General features: G+C 71.3%; 10 protein-coding genes and 1 other RNA gene. 1 reads left to right on the top strand and 10 read right to left on the bottom strand.

Annotated features, from left to right (window positions below; genetic code table 11):
• Positions 1 to 102 precede the first annotated feature (102 nt).
• From MKD50_RS06895 to MKD50_RS06860, 8 genes are all read right to left on the bottom strand, one after another.
• Positions 103 to 1119, bottom strand: coding sequence for a Bug family tripartite tricarboxylate transporter substrate binding protein (locus MKD50_RS06895; protein WP_252666711.1), 1017 nt, complete (start codon positions 1117 to 1119; stop codon positions 103 to 105).
• A 52-nt stretch (positions 1120 to 1171) separates the two neighbouring features.
• Positions 1172 to 2143 carry a hydroxymethylglutaryl-CoA lyase gene (locus MKD50_RS06890; protein WP_240072294.1) on the bottom strand — a complete coding sequence of 324 codons (972 nt, stop codon included), beginning with the start codon at positions 2141 to 2143 and terminating at the stop codon, positions 1172 to 1174.
• Positions 2140 to 3336: a CaiB/BaiF CoA transferase family protein gene (locus tag MKD50_RS06885; protein ID WP_115703717.1), complete on the bottom strand. Its 1197-nt coding sequence runs from the start codon at positions 3334 to 3336 to the stop codon at positions 2140 to 2142. The genes MKD50_RS06890 and MKD50_RS06885 overlap by 4 nt, the downstream gene beginning before the upstream one ends.
• Positions 3337 to 3525: 189 nt before the next feature.
• Complete coding sequence (locus tag MKD50_RS06880) at positions 3526 to 4431, bottom strand: LysR family transcriptional regulator (RefSeq protein ID WP_012353186.1); 906 nt, start codon at positions 4429 to 4431, stop codon at positions 3526 to 3528.
• Positions 4432 to 4507: 76 nt separating this feature from the next.
• On the bottom strand, positions 4508 to 5122 hold the full coding sequence (gene recR / locus MKD50_RS06875) for a recombination mediator RecR (protein WP_010814257.1): 615 nt from the start codon (positions 5120 to 5122) through the stop codon (positions 4508 to 4510).
• Positions 5123 to 5129: 7 nt separating this feature from the next.
• The gene (locus MKD50_RS06870; protein ID WP_062800650.1) at positions 5130 to 5462 is read right to left on the bottom strand and encodes a YbaB/EbfC family nucleoid-associated protein; all 333 of its coding nucleotides are present in this window, start codon (positions 5460 to 5462) and stop codon (positions 5130 to 5132) included.
• A 68-nt stretch (positions 5463 to 5530) separates the two neighbouring features.
• The gene (locus tag MKD50_RS06865; RefSeq protein WP_252666710.1) at positions 5531 to 7828 is read right to left on the bottom strand and encodes a DNA polymerase III subunit gamma/tau; all 2298 of its coding nucleotides are present in this window, start codon (positions 7826 to 7828) and stop codon (positions 5531 to 5533) included.
• A gap of 120 nt (positions 7829 to 7948) precedes the next feature.
• Entirely contained in the window at positions 7949 to 10435 is a 2487-nt protein-coding gene (locus MKD50_RS06860) for an adenosylcobalamin-dependent ribonucleoside-diphosphate reductase (protein WP_252666709.1), read from the bottom strand.
• A 167-nt stretch (positions 10436 to 10602) separates the two neighbouring features.
• Here MKD50_RS06860 and ffs point away from each other — a divergent pair.
• Positions 10603 to 10701: signal recognition particle sRNA small type (ffs, locus tag MKD50_RS06855), an RNA gene on the top strand.
• A 186-nt stretch (positions 10702 to 10887) separates the two neighbouring features.
• Here ffs and MKD50_RS06850 read toward each other — a convergent pair.
• On the bottom strand, positions 10888 to 14505 hold the full coding sequence (locus tag MKD50_RS06850; protein ID WP_252666708.1) for a UvrD-helicase domain-containing protein: 3618 nt from the start codon (positions 14503 to 14505) through the stop codon (positions 10888 to 10890).
• Positions 14502 to 17375, bottom strand: coding sequence for a PD-(D/E)XK nuclease family protein (locus MKD50_RS06845; RefSeq protein ID WP_252666707.1), 2874 nt, complete (start codon positions 17373 to 17375; stop codon positions 14502 to 14504). The genes MKD50_RS06850 and MKD50_RS06845 overlap by 4 nt, the downstream gene beginning before the upstream one ends.
• Between the last annotated feature and the right edge of the window lie 128 nt (positions 17376 to 17503).

Below are 17503 nucleotides of genomic sequence, written 5' to 3'. Positions count from 1 at the left end.
GCCATGCTACCGGGCGGCGCGGTGCACCGCATCGGTATCTATACCTAGCAAACCCGCCAGCTTAGCGCCCTTACCTTTCGATCACCTTGCCGCAGCGCCGCGTCATTCGGCGTGGATGTCGGCGGACTTGATCACCTTGGCCCAGCGCGCCAGCTCGGCCTTCTGGTATTGCGCCAGCTGCTGCGGATTCATGTACCTGGCCTCGGCGCCCAGTTCCTCGGCCTTCTTGCGGAAGGCCTCGGTGCGCATGATCTTGTCGATCTCGCCGGTCAGCTTGTCGACCACCGGCTTGGGCGTGCCCGCCGGCGCGTACATCGCAAACCACGACGACACGTCCAGGTCGGGGTAGCCGGCCTCGGGCGCCGACGGCACGTCCTTCAGGCTGGGCAGCCGGGTCTTGCTGGTCACCACCAGCGGACGCAGCTTGCCGGCGGCGATATGGCCCATCAGCGGCGGCGGCGTGGTGATGGTCAGGTCGACCGAGCCGCCCAGCAGGTCGGTCATGGCCGGGCCGGTGCCCTTGTACGGCACGTGGGTGATCTTGGTGCCGGCCATCTGGTTCAGCAGCTCGGTCGACACGTGCTGCAGCGAGCCGTTGCCCGACGAGGCATAGTTGAGCTTGTCCGGGTTGGCCTTGGCATAGGCCACCAGTTCCTTCAGCGACTTGACCGGCAGGCTCGGGCGCACCACCAGCACCTGCGGCGCCGACAGGATATTGGCCACCGGCGCAAAGTCCTTGACCGGGTCCCACGACAGGTTCTTCACCAGCAGCGGCGTGATCACGTGGAAGCCCGAGTACTGCAGCATCAGCGTGTAGCCGTCGGGCTTGGCGCGCGCCACCAGGCTTGCGGCGATGCCGCCGTTGCCGCCGGGACGGTTGTCGACCACCACCGGCTGGCCGAGCGCCTTGGACAGCGGCTCGGCAATCATCCGGGCGGCGAGGTCGGTGGTGCCGCCGGCCGCGGCGGATACTACCAGCGTTACCGGCCGGGCGGGATAGCTGCCGTCCTGCGCCAGTGCTGCGGGAGCGAACCACGCCGCGCCGATTGCCGCCAGCGTCGAAACAATCGCCTTGCGACGTGCCGGCACGGCGGGCTGGTGTTGATGGGCTTGCTTCATGAGGGTCTCCGTTTGGTCTTGTGGATACGTTGTCGTTATGTCGCGTGCAGGGCTACGCCTGCCCGGCAAAATGCTCGGCCAGCCAGGCCGGCGCCTGGTGCGTGCGCAGGCGCGGGCCCGCGCTGAGCAGCTGACTACGCAGGTCGCGGCCGACCAGTTCCGGCATGCCGGCCACCACGTCGAGCAGCGCGCCGAGGTCGACACCGGTCTGCACGCCCATGCAGTCGAACATGTGGACCAGGTCTTCGGTGCTGACGTTGCCGCTGGCACCGGGCGCGTACGGGCACCCGCCCAGGCCGCCGGCGGCAGCGTCGAAGCGCGTCACGCCGGTCTGCCAGGCGGCCACGGCATTGGCCAGGCCCATGCCGCGGGTGTTGTGCAGGTGGATGGTCAGGCCAGTGGCGGGCAGCGCGGCCTGGAAGGCCTGGCACAGCGCCGCGACCTGGTTCGGATAGGCCATGCCGGTGGTGTCGCACAGCGTGATGCCGGCCGCGCCGGCGTCGGCGAAGGCGCTGGCCAGCGCCATCACCTCGGCGACATCGACCTCGCCCTCGAACGGACAGCCGAATACCGTCGACAGCGACACGTTGACCGGCACGCCGGCCGCGCCCGCCTCGGCAATCATCGCCAGCAGTTGCTGCCGCGACTGCGCGCGCGTCATGCGCAGGTTGGCGCGGTTGTGGGTCTCGCTGGCCGACATCACCAGGTTGACCTCGTCGGGCCGGCACGACAGCGCGCGCTCGAGCCCGCGCAGGTTGGGCACCAGCGCGGTGTAGCGCACGCCCGGCTGGCGCCGCATGCGGTGCATCAGCGCCTCGGCATCGGCCAGCGCGGGAATGGCGCGGGCCGAGGTGAACGAGGTGGCCTCGATGCGCGCGAAGCCGCAGGCCGACAGCGCATCGACGAAGGCCACCTTGGCATCGGTCGGCACCACCACCGGCTCGATCTGCAGGCCGTCGCGCGGCGCGACTTCGTTGATCTCGACGCGGGCCGGACCGCGCAACGGGTTGGCGGCGGCGCTCATGCGATCACCTTGCGCGCGCGCAGGTCGGCAATGGCGGCGTCGTCGAAGCCGGCCTGCTTCAGCACCGCATCGGTATGCTCGCCCAGCGCCGGCGCACGGTCATGGATGGCGCCGGGGCTGGCCGACAGCTTGGGCACCACGCCCGGCACCTCCACGGTCAGGCCGCCGGCCGAGGTCACCGACTCGATCACGCCGCGGGCGCGGTAGTGCGGGTCTTCGGCAATGTCCTTGACGGTATAGATGCGGCCCGACGGCACCTGCGCGTCGCGCAGCACCGCCAGCGCCGACTCCACCGTCTGCGTGCGGGTCCAGTCGGCGATCGCGGCATCGATCTCGTCGACGCGCGCGACGCGGCCGTCGTTGCGCTCCAGCGCGGGATCGTCGGCCAGGTCGGCGCGACCGATGGCAAGCATCATGCGCTTGAAGATGGCGTCGCCGTTGGCCGCCACCAGCACGTATTCGCCGCTGGCGCAGGGATAGGCATTGGACGGCGCGATCCCCGGCAGCGCACCGCCAGCGGGCTGGCGCACCGCGCCGAAGGCGGAGTATTCCGGCAGCAGGCTTTCGCTCAGGTTGAACAGCGACTCGTACAGCGCCACGTCGATCACCTGCCCCTCGCCGCCGCGCGCATCGCGCTGGTACAGCGCCAGCAGCACGCCCATGGCGCCGTGCAGGCCGGCGATGGTGTCACCCAGCGACAGGCCGGCGCGCACCGGCGCGCGGCCGGGCTCGCCGGTCAGGTGGCGCAGGCCGGCCATGGCCTCGGCCACGGCCGCAAAGCCCGGCTCGTCCTTCCTCGGGCCGGTCTGGCCGTAGCCCGACACGCGCAGCATGATCAGGCGCGGGTTGTCGGCATGCAGCACGTCCCAGCCCAGGCCCCACTTCTCCATGGTGCCGGGGCGGAAATTCTCGATCAGCACATCGGCTTCGGCGGCCAGCTTGCGCACCAGCGCCTGGCCTTCCGGCTGGCGCAGGTCGATGCAGACCGACTCCTTGTTGCGCGACTGCGCCTCCCACCACACCGAGGTGCCTTCATGCAGCATGCGCCATTTGCGCAGCGGGTCGCCCTGACCGGGCGGCTCGACCTTGATGATGTGGGCGCCAAAGTCGGCCAGGGTCTTGGCGGCAAAGGGGCCGGCGATGAGTTGTCCGAGTTCGAGGACGCGAATGCCCTCAAGGATCTGTTGCGCCATGGTTGTCTCCGTGCGGTGCGGCAGTCTTGTTGCAGTGCGGCAGCGCCATTGACTGGCTTGCCATACATTGCGTTCGGACGGAGTTTGCCCCAGCGCGGGGCCGGCCAGGAATCGGCAATCGGAGAAGCGGGCTTTCTCGGAACGCGAAAGGTTGTGGCTACTCGAGGTTCCGGCCGCGGCGCCGGCGCGTCAGAACGGCGCGCGATCCCCGCACAGGTGGGTGATCAGCAGCCGCGCCGAGACCGTCAGGCCGGCCGGATCGCGCAGCCCGATCAGCAGCGAGCGGCGTGCCCACGCGTCCTGCAGCGTCACCAGCGACAGCCCCATCGACTTGACATGCGGCTCGGCCGCGATGCGCGGCAGCACGCCCACACCCAGTCCGGCCATCACCATGCGGCACATGGCGTCGAAGCTGCGCACCTGGATGCGCAGCCGGAACGGCCGGTCGAGCCGGCTGCTCTCCTCCAGCAGGCGCGCGGCCAGCGAGGTCTCCTGCGGCAGGCTGACGAAATCGAATTCGAGCGTATCGGCGTAATGCACCGGGCCGCGCGCGGCCAGCGGATGGTTGGGCGGGGTGATGATGACCAGCTCGTCCTGGCGGTACTCGACCGTCATCAGCCCGGCGGCGGGAGTGCGATCGGCAAAGATGCCGACGTCGGCGCGGTTCTCGACCAGCGCGGCAACGATGTCGCGCGAGTTCTGCTCTTCCAGCTCGATGCGGATGGTCGGGTGGCGCTGCATGAACGAGGCCAGGTCATCGGGCAGGAATTGCGTGATCGCCGAGGTGTTGGCGCACACCCGCACCTGCCCGCGCACGCCGGAGGCATAGTCCGACATCACGCCGGCCATGCGCTCGACATCCTGCAGGATGGTCAGCGCATGGTGGAAGCAGGCCTGGCCGGCCTCGGTCAGCTGCACGCCGGCGGCATGGCGGAAGAACAGCGGCGCGCCGACCGCGGTCTCGAGGTCGGAAATGCGCTTGCTCGCCGCCGCCACCGCCAGGTGCGACTGGCGCGCGCCGGCCGAGATGCTGCCCTGCCGGGCCACGGCAACGAACAAGCCAAGCGTGACGAGATCGAAGCGGGCCAGGTTCATGGAAGCGGATGGGAAATGAAAGCGGGCGCGCCGGTGGCAGTGCCTGCGGCAGGCACGACCGCCGGCGCGACGGCGCTCAGAGGTTGCGGCGATCCATCACCGCGCGGGCGATGGTGCCGGCATCGACATATTCCAGCTCGCCCCCCACCGGTACGCCGCGCGCCAGGCGCGACACCTTGAGGCCGCGCGCCTTGAGCATCTCGCCGATGTAGTGCGCGGTGGCCTCGCCTTCGCTGGTGAAATTGGTGGCGACGATGACCTCGCCGACCGGGCCGCCCAGCTCGGGCTCGGTGGCGCGCGCCAGCAGCCGGTCCAGGTGGATCTCGCGCGGACCGATGCCGTCCAGCGGCGAGAGCCGGCCCATCAGCACGAAATACTTGCCGCGGTAGGTCAGGGTCTGCTCGATCATGACCTGGTCGGCCGGCGTTTCCACCACGCACAGCACCGAGGCGTCGCGGCGGTCGTCCAGGCAGGTCTCGCAGATCTCCTGCTCGGTGAAGGTGTTGCAGCGCTGGCAGTGGCGGATATGGTCCGCCGCGCCGCGCAGCGCATCGCCAAGCTTGCGCGCGCCCTCGCGGTCGTGCTGCAGCAGGTGGTAGGCCATGCGCTGGGCGGACTTGGGCCCGACGCCGGGCAGCACCCGCAGCGCCTCGACCAGCGCCTGCAGCGAAGTCGGCGACGACGCTTTCACAATGGCCTTAGAACGGCAGCTTGAAGCCCGGAGGCAGCGGCAGGCCCGAGGTCATCGAGCCCATCTTTTCCTGCGTGGTGGCCTCGGCCTTGCGCACGGCGTCGTTGAAGGCCGCGGCGACCAGGTCTTCCAGCAGGTCCTTGTCCTCGCCCTCGGCCAGCAGGCTGGGGTCGATGGTGACGCGCTTGACGTCGTTCTTGCAGGTCATCACCACCTTGACGAGACCGGCGCCGGACTGGCCCTCGACCTCGATCAGGGCCAGCTGCTCCTGCATCTTCTTCATGTTTTCCTGCATCTGCTGGGCCTGCTTCATCAGCCCGGCGAGTTGACCTTTCATCATGATGGAATGCTCCTGGATTCGGTAAGAGTTCGGTGACGGAAATTAGGTAACGCCAGCCTGGCCGCCGGTCAGGCGGCGCGCGGCTGGATCGAGCCTGGCACGATCTGGCCGCCGAAGTCGCGCAGCAGCCCCTGCACGAAGGGATCGGCCTCGATCGCAGCCTCGGCCTGGCGCTGGCGTTCGGCACGGGCCTCGGCGTCGGCGGCGGCGGCGGTGACCGTGACCCCGCCGACCTCGCAGACCACGCGCACCGGCTCGCCGAAGTGGTCGCCCAGCGCCTGCTGCAGGCGCTCGGCGACGCCGTTTTCGCCCAGCGCCGCAACCGGGATGCGCAGGTGGAAGGTCCGCCCCACCACCTGCGTCAGTTCACTCTGGTACGCCAGCTGTTGCGCCAGGCCCTTCAGCGGCAGGCCGGCGGCCAGCACCGGCCAGTCGCCGGTGAAGGCCGGCGGGGTGCCGTCCTCGCCCGCGGCGGGCGGGCGCGGCGCGACGAATCTGGTCGACTCCGGCGCGGCCGGGGCCGGCGGCACGGCAGCGGGCTCGCGCGCGGGTCCGGCCTCGCGCGCCGGGGACGGCGCCGGGCGCGAGACGTTGCGCGGCGCCGCAGCACGCGCTGCGGGTTCGCTGAAACCGTAGTCGTTGTAGCCCGGATCGCTGTCATAGGGCCCGATCAGCGGCAGGTCGGGCGGCAGTTCTTCCCACGGCGGCACATCGCTGCCACCGGCGACCTCCCAGGGGGGCACGGATTCTGGCTGCGGTTTGGCAGGCACGGGGCGTGCCGCGGGCGCTGCCGCTAGCGCGGGCGCCTGCGATGCCGCCGGCCGCGCAGCCGGGGCCGCGGCGGGACGGCTCGCGACTACGGCCGCGGGCGCGCGCAGCGGCTGTGCAGGCGGTCGTTGCGCAGCGGCCGGCGTGGCAGGGATGGCCGGCGCCGGCGCCTTGCGGGCGCCGCCGCGGGCGGCGGAAGCCTGGCGCGCGGCGGCCAGCGCCGCAGCCGCAGGCGACATGGCGCCGCCTGCCGCGCGCGCCGGCGCGGGTTCGGCCGCGGCAGCCTGCGCCGACGCAGCGGCAGGCCCGGCCACCGGCGCGGCTGGCGCAGCCGTGGGCGGCACCGCGGCTGGCGCCGGAGTGGAATCGGTAATGGAGGCAGCGGCGGCAGTCGCCGCCTGGCGTGCCTCGGCCGGTCGCGCCGCCGTCGGCATGCCAGCATTGCGGGGGCGCGCGGGCGCTGCGCCGCCGCCCTGCCCGGCCGTGGCGGCCGGTTCGGACGACGGCCGGAATGCCAGCATGCGCAGCAGCGTCATGGTGAAGCCGGCGTATTCGTCCGGGGCCAGCGCCAGCTCGCTGCGGCCCAGGTTGGCAATCTGGTAGAACAGCTGCACTTCCTGCGCGTCGAACACGCCGGCCAGGCGCCGCACCTCGCCGGCTTCGGGCCACTCGTCCTGCACCGACGCCGGCACGGCCTGCGCCAGCGCCACCTTGTGCAGCAGTGAGCCCAGGTCCTGCAGCGCGCCCGCGAACGACAGGCTGCGGTCGGCCATGGCATCGGCGATCGCCAGCATGGCGGCGCCGTCCTCGGCGGCCAGCGCATCCAGCAGCTGCACCAGGTAACCCTGGTCGATCGCGCCCAGCATGCCGCGCACGGCTTCCTCGGACACCTGCCCCGCGCTGTAGGCGATGGCCTGGTCGGTCAGCGACAGCGCGTCCCGCATCGAGCCATGCGCGGCCTGAGCCAGCAGCCGCAGCGCATTGCCGTCGTGGGCAATGCCTTCCTGCGCCAGGATATGGTCCAGGTGCGAGACGATATGTCCCGGCGGCATCTGCTTAAGGTTGAACTGCAGGCAGCGCGACAGCACCGTGACCGGGATCTTCTGCGGGTCGGTGGTGGCGAGGATGAACTTGACGTGCCCGGGCGGCTCTTCCAGCGTCTTCAGCATGGCGTTGAAGGCGTGGTTGGTCAGCATGTGCACTTCGTCGATCATGTAGACCTTGAAGCGCCCGGCGGTGGGAGCGTAGACGGCCTTGTCGAGCAGCTGCGCCATCTCGTCGACGCCGCGGTTGGAGGCGGCGTCCATCTCGATGTAGTCGACGAAGCGGCCACTGTCGATTTCCTGGCAGGCCTTGCACTGCCCGCACGGCTCGGCGGTGATGCCGCCGCTGCCGTCAGGGCCGGTGCAGTTCAGGGCCTTGGCCAGGATCCGCGACAGCGTGGTCTTGCCGACCCCGCGCGTGCCGGTGAACAGGTAGGCGTGGTGCAGCCGCTGTTGTTCCAGCGCGTGCGTGAGCGCGCGGACCACGTGCTCCTGGCCGACCAGCGTGGTGAAATCCCTGGGGCGCCATTTGCGCGCTAGAACTTGATAACTCATGGCGGCGATTGTAGCAAAAGGCGGCCCCGCTCCGGCCGCCCCGGCGCCGGCCCCGGCGTCTTTATCCAGCCCCGGCAGCGGCGGCCCGCGCCGGTGGCCGCCAGCCGTCCCGGGCGCGGCTCAGCCGCACTCGCCGACGTAGCCGCAATTGGCGCATTTGGCGCAGCCATCGACCTTGTGCAAGGCGTGCGCGCCACACTCCGGGCATGGCTTACCGGTGCCAACGCCGGGCGCGCCCGGCGCCGCGCTGGCCGGCCCGGCCAGGTCGGACCCGGCCGCCAGCGCCAGCGCGCCGCCGTCGCGCTGCGCCAGCCGCGCGGCTAGCGCCGTCACCGGCACCTGGCCGCCGTCGGCATCGAGGAAGCCGCGCTTGATCAGGATGCGCTGCAGCGCATAGCCCAGCGCCGCGACCTCGGAGTCATGGAAGCGCGGCACCTCGGTGCCGTCCTGGCGCACCAGCGTGCCGTAGCGCACCGTGCCCTTGTCCCACACCACGTTGCGCATGTCGGCCAGCGCCTTGGCCACCGAACCGCCCGAGCGCGCCACCATCGACAAGAGCCGCATGGTCGAGGTGATCCATTGCTGGCCCTCGCTGCGCTGGCCCGCCGGCATGAAGAACTCCACCGGACGCTCGATCTCGACCGGCCTGCCTTCGGCGACGCCGGCGACGCGCATGAAGTTGACGGTCAGGTAGACGGTCTTGTGGCCCTCGTAGGTCAGGTATTCGACCTTGGACGTCACGCCCTCCAGGTCGCCCACCGGCCGGCTGCCGAACGGGCGCACCAGCGGGTTGTCGTCGGCCGTGGGCACGGCCGGGGCGGCGGGCGCCTCGACCGACAGCACCGCGCCCAGCACCGAGTTCGGCCGATACGTCGCCAGCCCCTTCAGACCGGCCTTCCAGGCCTCGAGGTACAGGTTGCGGAAAGCTTCGTAAGGATAGTCCTCCGGCACGTTGACGGTCTTGCTGATGCTGGTGTCGATATACGGCTGCACCGCTTCCAGCATCCGCATATGGTCCAGCGCCGACATCTGCAGCGCGGTCACGAACGCGTCCGGCAGTTGCGCCATGTCGGCCCCCATGTGACGGTAGAGCCGCCAAGCATGGTCCGCCACCTCGAAGCTGCGGTAGCTGTTGTCCGGCATGCGTTTCTTCCGGTTGTAGGTCCACGAGAACGCCGGTTCGATGCCATTGGACGCATTGTCGGCAAAGGCCAGCGTAATGGTGCCGGTCGGTGCGATCGACAGCAGGTGCGAGTTGCGCAGCCCATGGCGGCCGATGGCCTCGCGCACCGGCTCCGGCAGCCGGCTGGCAAAGCCGCTCTGCAGGTAGGCGCCGGCATCGAACAGGGGAAAGGCACCCTTCTGCACCGCCAGCTCGGTCGAGGCCAGGTAGGCCTCGTCGCGCATGCGTTCCGAGATCCGCGCCGCCAGCTGCCGCGCCGGCTCGGTGTCGTAGCGCAGGCCCAGCATCACCAGCGCGCTGCCCAGCCCGAGGAAGCCCAGACCGACGCGACGCTTGGCGTGTGCCTCGGCCTGCTGTTCGGGCAACGGCCAGAAGGTCACGTCGAGCACGTTGTCGAGCATGCGCGCAGCCACCCGCACTACCTCGGCGAAGGCGTCGAAATCGAATGCGGCCTGCGGCGCGAACGGCTGGCGCACGAAGCGGGTCAGGTTGATCGAGCCCAGGCAGCAACAGCCATAGGATGGCAGCGGCTGCTCGGCGCAGGGGTTGGTGGCCTCGATGCGCTCGCAGTAATAGAGGTTGTTGTCGGCGTTGATCTGCGACAGGAACAGGATGCCCGGTTCGGCATGGTCGTAGGTGGCCTGCATGACCTGGTCCCACAGGTTGCGCGCCGGCACGCGCCGGTACACCCATTGCCCGTCGTCGCGGCGGTACGCGCCGGCGGCGATCATGTCGGCGCCGGGCTCGGCCTCGTGCACCAGCTCGACCTCGGCGTCGGCCTGCACCGCCTGCATGAAGTCGTCGGTGACGCCGATGGAGATATTGAAGTTGCTGAGCTCGCCCTTGTCCTTGGCGTGGATAAAGCTCTCGATATCCGGATGGTCGCAGCGCAGCACGCCCATCTGCGCGCCGCGGCGCGCGCCGGCCGATTCCACCGTGGCGCACGAGGCGTCGAACACCTTCATGAACGACACCGGCCCCGACGCGCGCGAATGCGTGGCGCGTACCAGCGCGCCGGCCGGACGGATTGCGGAGAAGTCATAGCCCACGCCGCCGCCGCGGCGCATGGTTTCCGCGGCCTGCGCCACCGCGGTGTAGATGCTGGGGCGGCCATCGCGCGGCTCCGACACCGAATCGCCCACCGGCTGCACGAAGCAGTTGATCAGCGTGGCCTGGATGCCGGTGCCCGCCGCGGAATTGATGCGTCCGGCCGGCACGAAGCCGTTTTCCTGCGCCCACAGGAAGCGCGCGCTCCAGGCTTCGCGCTGGTCCTCGGGCTCGGCCTGCGCCAACGCGCGCGCCACGCGCTGCCTGACCTCGGCGATGCTGCGCTCTTCGCCCTTGGCGTATTTCTCGAGCAGGACTTCGGTGGAGATTTCCTGCGGCGCCAGCGCGCCGCGAATGATCTGGTCGTTTGCGTTCATGTATTGGCTCACCATGTGTGCGGGTTGGTGAATGGTCGGGCCAGCGCGGCGCGCATTGCCTGCGCCAGATCAACCCGGCGCCATGGCGCGGGCAATGACCCGCGCGTGCCAAGGGCATTCGATGCAAATTCTGCGCGCACGCGCGCTCTGGGGTACAATGCCGCTCGGACGGGCCTCCTCGCATGGTGGCGCGGTCAACCTGGTCAGGTCGGGAACGAAGCAGCCACAGCCGTTTTCCGCCAGTGCCGAGGGTCAGGCTCGTCCACCTCACACTTCCCTTCCGCAGTACCGCTTCCCGCTTATCCGTCTACGCTACGCCACGCAGCATCCCGCGCGCCAGCGGCTAGCAGCGCCGTCCCTGTCACTTTAGTACAGCCGGGCCGCCACCGCGCGCGCCATGCGCCCCATTCTGCGCCGATTCCGCTGCCCTTGCCGGCGCGCCGCGCCAGCCTTCAGAACAGCGAACCCTGTTGCGGAACCGGCGGTGCCAGGTGCTCGGCGGGAATCCATTCGCCCTCGGCGGTGGCCACCCCAGCCTCGATGCGCCTGCCGGGGAACATCGGCGCGATCGCCGCCGCGTAGCGGCCCAGCTGCGCGCGATAGGCGGCGTGCTCCTGCGGCAGCAGGCGCAGCTTGTAGTCGATGACGACGACGCGGTCGTCGAATTCCACCAGCCGGTCGATCCGCAGCAGCCGGCCGTGCGCGTCGTACAGTTCGACCTCGTTGCGCGCGCTGCGCGCCCCGTCCGCGGTCAGCAGGCACGCCAGCGCCGGCGCACGCAGCATCGCGGCCACGGCAGCCAGCGCCTGTTCCACCTGTTGCCGCCAGGCTGACCGTGCCGCCGCGGTGTGCGCGCCAGTCAGCGGGAACCACCGCAATACCGTATCGATCGCGGGCACGCCGGCAAAGGCGTCGGGATAGCGCGTCAGGCGTTCTAGCAGCGCATGCACCAGTTCGCCATGGCGGGCCGCCGCGGCGTTGAAGACAATGCCCTCCGATTCGTCCGTGGCTTGCGCGTCTTCGTCGGCAAAGGCGGCCTGGCGTGGATCCTCGACGGCATCGCGGTAGCGCAGCCGGAAGTCGGTGAAGCGCACCGGCTCGCTCAGTCGCGCGGGCAGCAATGCTTGCGCAGCGGCCGCATCGCCCTGCGCGTCCGCGTCCGCGTCCGGATAGGCCGGCACCATTTCGCCGACGCCCGCGGCCTGCAGCCGCACATACCAGCTGCCGGCGATCTCGGCATTGCCCTCGCCCGCACTGGCGCGGCTGGCGCGGCCCTTGACCCCGCTAACCAGCAGCCCCTGCTGCGCGCGCGTCATGGCCACGTACAGCAGGTTCCAGTTCTCGCGCTCGCCCAGCGCCGCCTCGGCTTCGAACAGCGGCGCGCGCGCCAGCCCGCGCTCGCTGCGCTTGCCGTACGCAGAGAAATGGCGCGGCACCGGCGACGACGGCGGCCAGTCGACCAGGATGCCGCCGCGGTCCGCGGCCGGCTCGCTGTGGTTGGCATCGAGCAGCACCACGAACGGCGCTTCCAGTCCCTTGGCGGCATGCACGGTCAGGATATGGACCGCGTCGAGGCCCGCGTAGGCCGGATCGTCCGCGGCCGGCTCGAGGTCTTCGGCGCGCTCGCCCATGCCGCCTTCGTCGGGGCTTTCGCCTTCGTCGCCGCGGCGGATTTCCTGCAGCTCGTCGATAAACTTCGGCAGGCTCGGATAGCGCCCGCCGTCGAGGTCGAGCGACAGCTTCAGGAAGGCGTCGAGGTTGGCCAGCACCTGTTCGCGGATATCCGGCGGCGCGGCCTCGGCGTAGCGCCGCCGCACCTCGCCGCCGTGGAAGATCTGGTCGATCAGGTCATGCACCGGCTGGTGCGGCGCGACGCGCAGCCACTGCCGCAGCCGCGGCACGCCTTCGCGCAGCGCGTCGGAAACCTGTGCCGGCAGCCCGGCGGCCTCGATGCGCGCCCACCACCCGCCCTCGCCCTCCATTTGCGCGAGCGCCAGCAGATCATCGTCGGTCGCGCCCACCAGCGGGCTCTTCAGCACGTGCGCCAGGTCCAGGTCCGACTCGGGCGTCATCAGGAACGCCAGCAGCGCCGACAGGTCCAGCGCCTCGAGCGTGGCCAGCAGGCCGCCGCGACGCGGACTCAGGCACGGGATGCCGGCCTCGCGCAGGGCGCGCTCATAGTCGGCCAGATGAGTCTTGCGGCGCACCAGCAGGTGCATGTCGCTCCAGCGCGCGGGCCGCTGGATGTTGCCTTCGTGCACCGGCACGGTATCGCGCACCAGCCGCAACCACGCCGCCACGCGCCGCCCTTCTTCCAGCCGCAGCGAATCGCCGGCCTGCCGGCGCGGCTGCAGCAGCGTGTCGCGATGCGCGCTGGCGGCATGCGCCGGTTCGTCGTCAGCATCCTCCGTCGCGCTTTCACTGGCGCCATCGGGCTCCACCAGTGGCAACAGCCACACCGGGCCGCCGCAGCCGCCCAGCGCCGTGGTCTGGGTCGAGTACAGCGGGTAGCGGCCGTCGGCGCGCGCGCTGTCGAACACGGCGTTGACCCAGTCCAGCACTTCGGCGCGATTGCGCCGGGTCCGGTTGGTCCGCAGCACGGTGGCGCCGAACGCGTCGCGCAGCATCTCGCCGGCGGCGCCGAAAAGCCTGGCATCGGCGCGGCGGAAGCGGTAGATCGATTGCTTGGGATCGCCCACCAGGAATACCGTCGGGCGCTCGCCCAGACCCGCATAGCCGGCCAGCCAGCCTTGCAGGATGCGCCATTGCAGCGGGTTGGTGTCCTGGAACTCGTCGAGCAGCAAGTGGCGGTAGCGCGCATCGAGCCGCACCTGCAGGTAGGTGGCGGTTTCCTCGTCCGACATCAGCCGCGCGGCCTGCCATTCGAGGTCGGCGAAGTCCATCGCGCGCTGCTCGTCCTTGTGCTGCTGGTAGCGCGTCAGCAGCGCATCGCCGATGCGGAACAGGGCCCGATTGATCGCCAGCACCGCGGCTTCGCAGCAGCGCGCGCTGATGTCGTCGAGCATCGCGCAGATCGCGGCATGTTCGTCCAGCAGCGCATCCACCATGCCCTCACCGCCCGCGGCCTTGGCCAGTGCCGCGGTGCGCCGCAGCGAGCGCGGCCCACCCGTGGCGGTGAAGAACGCGGCGCGCAGCTGCGCGAACACGCGTTCGGCGGGCTTGCCGGGCGCGGCGCCGGCCTCGCGCCAGGCGGCGATCGCCATCAGCGCCTCGGTGATGCGGCCGGCGTGGGCCTGCTCGCTCTTGCCCGCCGCGCCCAGGCGCGCCGCCAGCGCTTCGCAGGCATCGCGCCAGCCTTCGTCGGCCAGCGCCTGCAGCAACACGTCGCCTTGCGCGTCCTCGCCCAGGCAGTCGGACAGCGCCTGCAGCGGGTCGCCGCCCTCCTGCATCGCCCACCACTCGCTGCGGGCGTGGAACATCGCGTCGAGCAGCGCGCGCGCCTGGAAGTCGCCCACGGTATCGACCAGCGTTTCCCACGCCGTGCGCAGCTCGGCGTAGGGCGGCGTGGCCAGCGCGCGCCATACCGGCGCCCAGGCTTCGCGCTTCATGCGCAGCGCATCCTCGCGCAGCGCCGCGCCCGGCACGATGCCCGACGCCAGCGGCGCGCCGCGCAGCAGCGTGCCGAACCAGCCGTGGAAGGTGTCGATCGCCATGCGCCCCGGCGCGGCCAGCACCTGCGCATGCAGCCGGCGCGCGCGCGGCAGCGCCTCGCGCGCGGCGTCAGCGGAGAGGCCGCGCTGCACCAGCGCGGCGATCACGTCGTCGTCGCTGTCGCGCGACAGTTGTGCCAGCACCTCGAGCAGGCGGTCGCGCATTTCTTCGGCGGCCTTGCGCGTAAAGGTGATCGCCAGGATCTCGTGCGGCGCCGCGCCGGCCAGCAGCAGGCGCACCAGGCGCGCCACCAGCAGCCAGGTCTTGCCGCTGCCAGCGCAGGCTTCGACCACCACCGAACGCGCCGGATCGCAGGCCGCGCGCGTGAATTCGGCTTCGGAAACCGGCGCGCCATCGCGCTGGTAAGGCTGGATCTCGTGCAGATCGTGAGGCGTCATGATGTCAGCGCCGGCACGGCGGTGGAGTCCCAGAAGCCCTTGCGGCACAGGCCGCGGGCGGTGCAATAGACGCACGCCGAGGCATCGCCGAAGGCGGGCAGCCTGGCGCCCTGGCGCAGGCGCATCACGTCGTCGCGCATCTGGCGTTCCAGCCAGGTGACCGCGGCTTCGAAGTCCGGCAGGCCGACCTCGCGCTGCGCCGCCGGCGCGCCGTCGCGCGCGCCTTCGAGCGAGACCCAGCTGCCCGCCGCGGCATCGGCGCGCAGCAGGCCGTAGAACGGCAACTGGCAGTCTTCCTCGACCTCGGCCAGCTTGCGCTTCAGGCGCGTGGCGCTCTGGGTCTTGTAGTCGAGCACGGCATGCGCGCCGCCTGGGCCCTGGTCGAGCCGGTCGATGCGTCCGGTCAGGCGCAGCGGCTGGCCGTCGGGCATCGGCAGGTCGATGCCGGCGTCAAGCTCGCCGCCGCGCCAGAACCAGCCCTCGGCCTCGCGCGCGGACTGCCACGCGACATACGACGGCAATACCTCGCGCCAGCGCCGGTAGTAGGCAATGGCGTTGCCGTCCTCGGCCATCAGCGTGCCGAAGACCTCGTCGGAGATCTCGCCCAGTCGCGCCAGGCGCTGGTCTTCGCTCAGCGTTTCGCCGCGCTCGCGCCGCGCGTGCAGGTCCTTGTGATAGGTCAGCAGCACGCGGTGCAGGGTCTCGCCGATCTCGCGCTTCTCCAGCTCGTCGCTGACCGTCTCCAGCCCGGCCAGGCCCAGCATGCGGCCGGCGAAGAACTGGTAAGGGCAGCGGCGCAGCGCGTTGTACGCCTGCGCGCTCCAGCGCACCGGCACCAGCGCGGGCTCGGCCGAGGGGGCCGGCATGCCGCGCACATCGGCGAAGGTCTGGTGCGCCTGCGGCGCGGCGGTGCCTTCGATGCTGACCCCGGCGCGCGCGCAGCACGCCGCCAGCCGCTCGATCCAGCCCGACACGTGGTGCGGCTCGCCGCGGCTGCCGTAGCGCTGCCAGGTCAGCATCACGTCGTCGTTGTTCAGCAGCACCTCGGCCAGGTCGCGCGCCTGCTGCGCAAAGCGTGCCTCGCGGTCTTCCAGGTCCAGCTCGCGCCGCATCTGGTTGGAGAAGAACATCAGCTCGGCGGCGCTGGACGGCAACTGGGCATCGTCGCAGCCGACGATCACCACGCCCTCGAAGCGCCGCATGCGTGCCCCGTTCAACGGCAGGATGGTAATGCGCGCGGCCCCGCTGGCCGACGGCTCCTTGTATGCGACCGATTCCAGCAGCGCCGACAGCATCGCGCGGAACTCGCCCTGCGACAGCGTGGCATGGCCGCCGGTCTCGTCGCGCGGCAGCTCCTGCAGCCGCGCCAGGGCATCGAGCAGCTGGCTGCCGGCGTCGTCCGCGGCCAGCGCGGCGCGCATGCCGAGGCCATCGAGCATGCCGTCGAGCCGCTCCAGCCACGTCCCCAATGGATGCTGCGCAAGGCCGCGCGGCCAGCGCGCGGCCTCGTCGGCGAGCACGCCGATCAGGCCATGGGCCGCGCGGCGCGGCGCCTGGTCGGCATCCTCGTCGTCAGCGGCGGCCTGCTGCGAGTTGACCGGCGCGTGCGCGAACATCTGGCGCAGCCGCGCCCAGCCGCCGGTAATGCCCTCGCGCCGCACCTGGCGCTCGAGCAGCGCAATGGCCGCGCCGCGCGCGGCCACATCGGGCAGGCAGAACGGGCTCTTGAGCAGGTCCAGCAGCGCGGCGGTATCGCCATCGCGCACCAGCAGGTCGAACCAGCGCATCAGCGCGGCAGCGGCGCGCGTGGTCGAGAGCTTCCAGCCGGTCTCGTCGCGCACCGGCGCGCCGGCGCGTGCCAGCAGCGCGCGCGCGCGGCGCGCCACCACCCGGTCGTGCGCGACCAGCGCCACCTGGCGGCGGCCCTCATTGAGCCATTGCACCAGTTGCGCGGCCGCGGCGGCGGCTTCGTCCTCGAAGCGGGCACAACCGACCACGCGCACCGACGGGCGCTGCGGCGGCAGCGCGGGCATCGCGGGCGAGGTCTCGCGGAGCGCGCCCTCGTCGTCGCCGACGATCCTGGCTTCCGGCCACAACGCCATCAGCGCGTGGTACCAGCCGGCCTCGCCTTGATCCTGCCCGCTCCAGTCATAGCCCACCTGCAGCACCGGCACCAGCTCGGCGGCATCGCGCAGGAACGCGGCCTCGAGCGGCGTGGGCGGGGTCGGCGCAATCCAGACCACCGGGCCGCGCAGCTGCTGCGACAGTTCGCGCAGCACGCGGCGCTTCGCCGGCAGCGGATCGTCGGGCCCGGACAGCGCCTGCCAGAACGCCAGCACGATGCGGGCCTCCTCGCCCAGGAAACGTTCCGACAGATGCGCATAGGTCCGCGCCAGCGCGCCCTGCAGCAGGCCCGCGCGATCGTCGCCGTCGACCTCGTCGTCGTCACGGATGGCGGCGTCTTCGAGCCAGCGCGCGCTGAGCTCGTCGCAGATCGCCAGCAGGGTCTGCGACAGGCCCCATGCCGCGGTTTCGTTCTGCGCGCCGAAGGCCCGGCGCAGCCAGTCCTGCCCGCGCACCGCCTGCTGCACCGCGAGCAGGCGCGCGGCCGGGCTGCGCACCGGCGCGCCCTCGGGCGGCAGGTCGAGCAACCAGTGGCCCAGCGTCAGCACGCGTGGCAACAGCCGCGGCCGCCCGGCCGCACGCGCCGCGGCGTCCAGCGCCTGGCGCACGCCCGGAATCTGCGCGGCGGTCGGCACCACCACGTGCGCAGCCGCCTCGGACGCGCCGCAGCGGTCGAGGAAATACCAGGCAGCGGTGGCCGCCTGCTCAAGAAAATCAGGACCGGGGCGAAAGCTTAGCGACGTCATGGACCGTCATTGGGGCGTTGGCCGCAAGGATGCGGGAACGGCGTCGGGTTGGAGCGAATCAGGAACAACGCGTGGCAACAATGACGCGGCGCCGCCGGCCGGCACGTCCGGCGGCGAAGGCACCGCGG

This window comes from Cupriavidus mimosae (assembly GCF_023952485.1).
GTDB classification, from domain to species: Bacteria; Pseudomonadota; Gammaproteobacteria; order Burkholderiales; family Burkholderiaceae; genus Cupriavidus; species Cupriavidus taiwanensis_C.
Note: the sequence above shows the minus strand (reverse complement) of the source record. Positions and strands in the feature narration are given on the sequence as shown.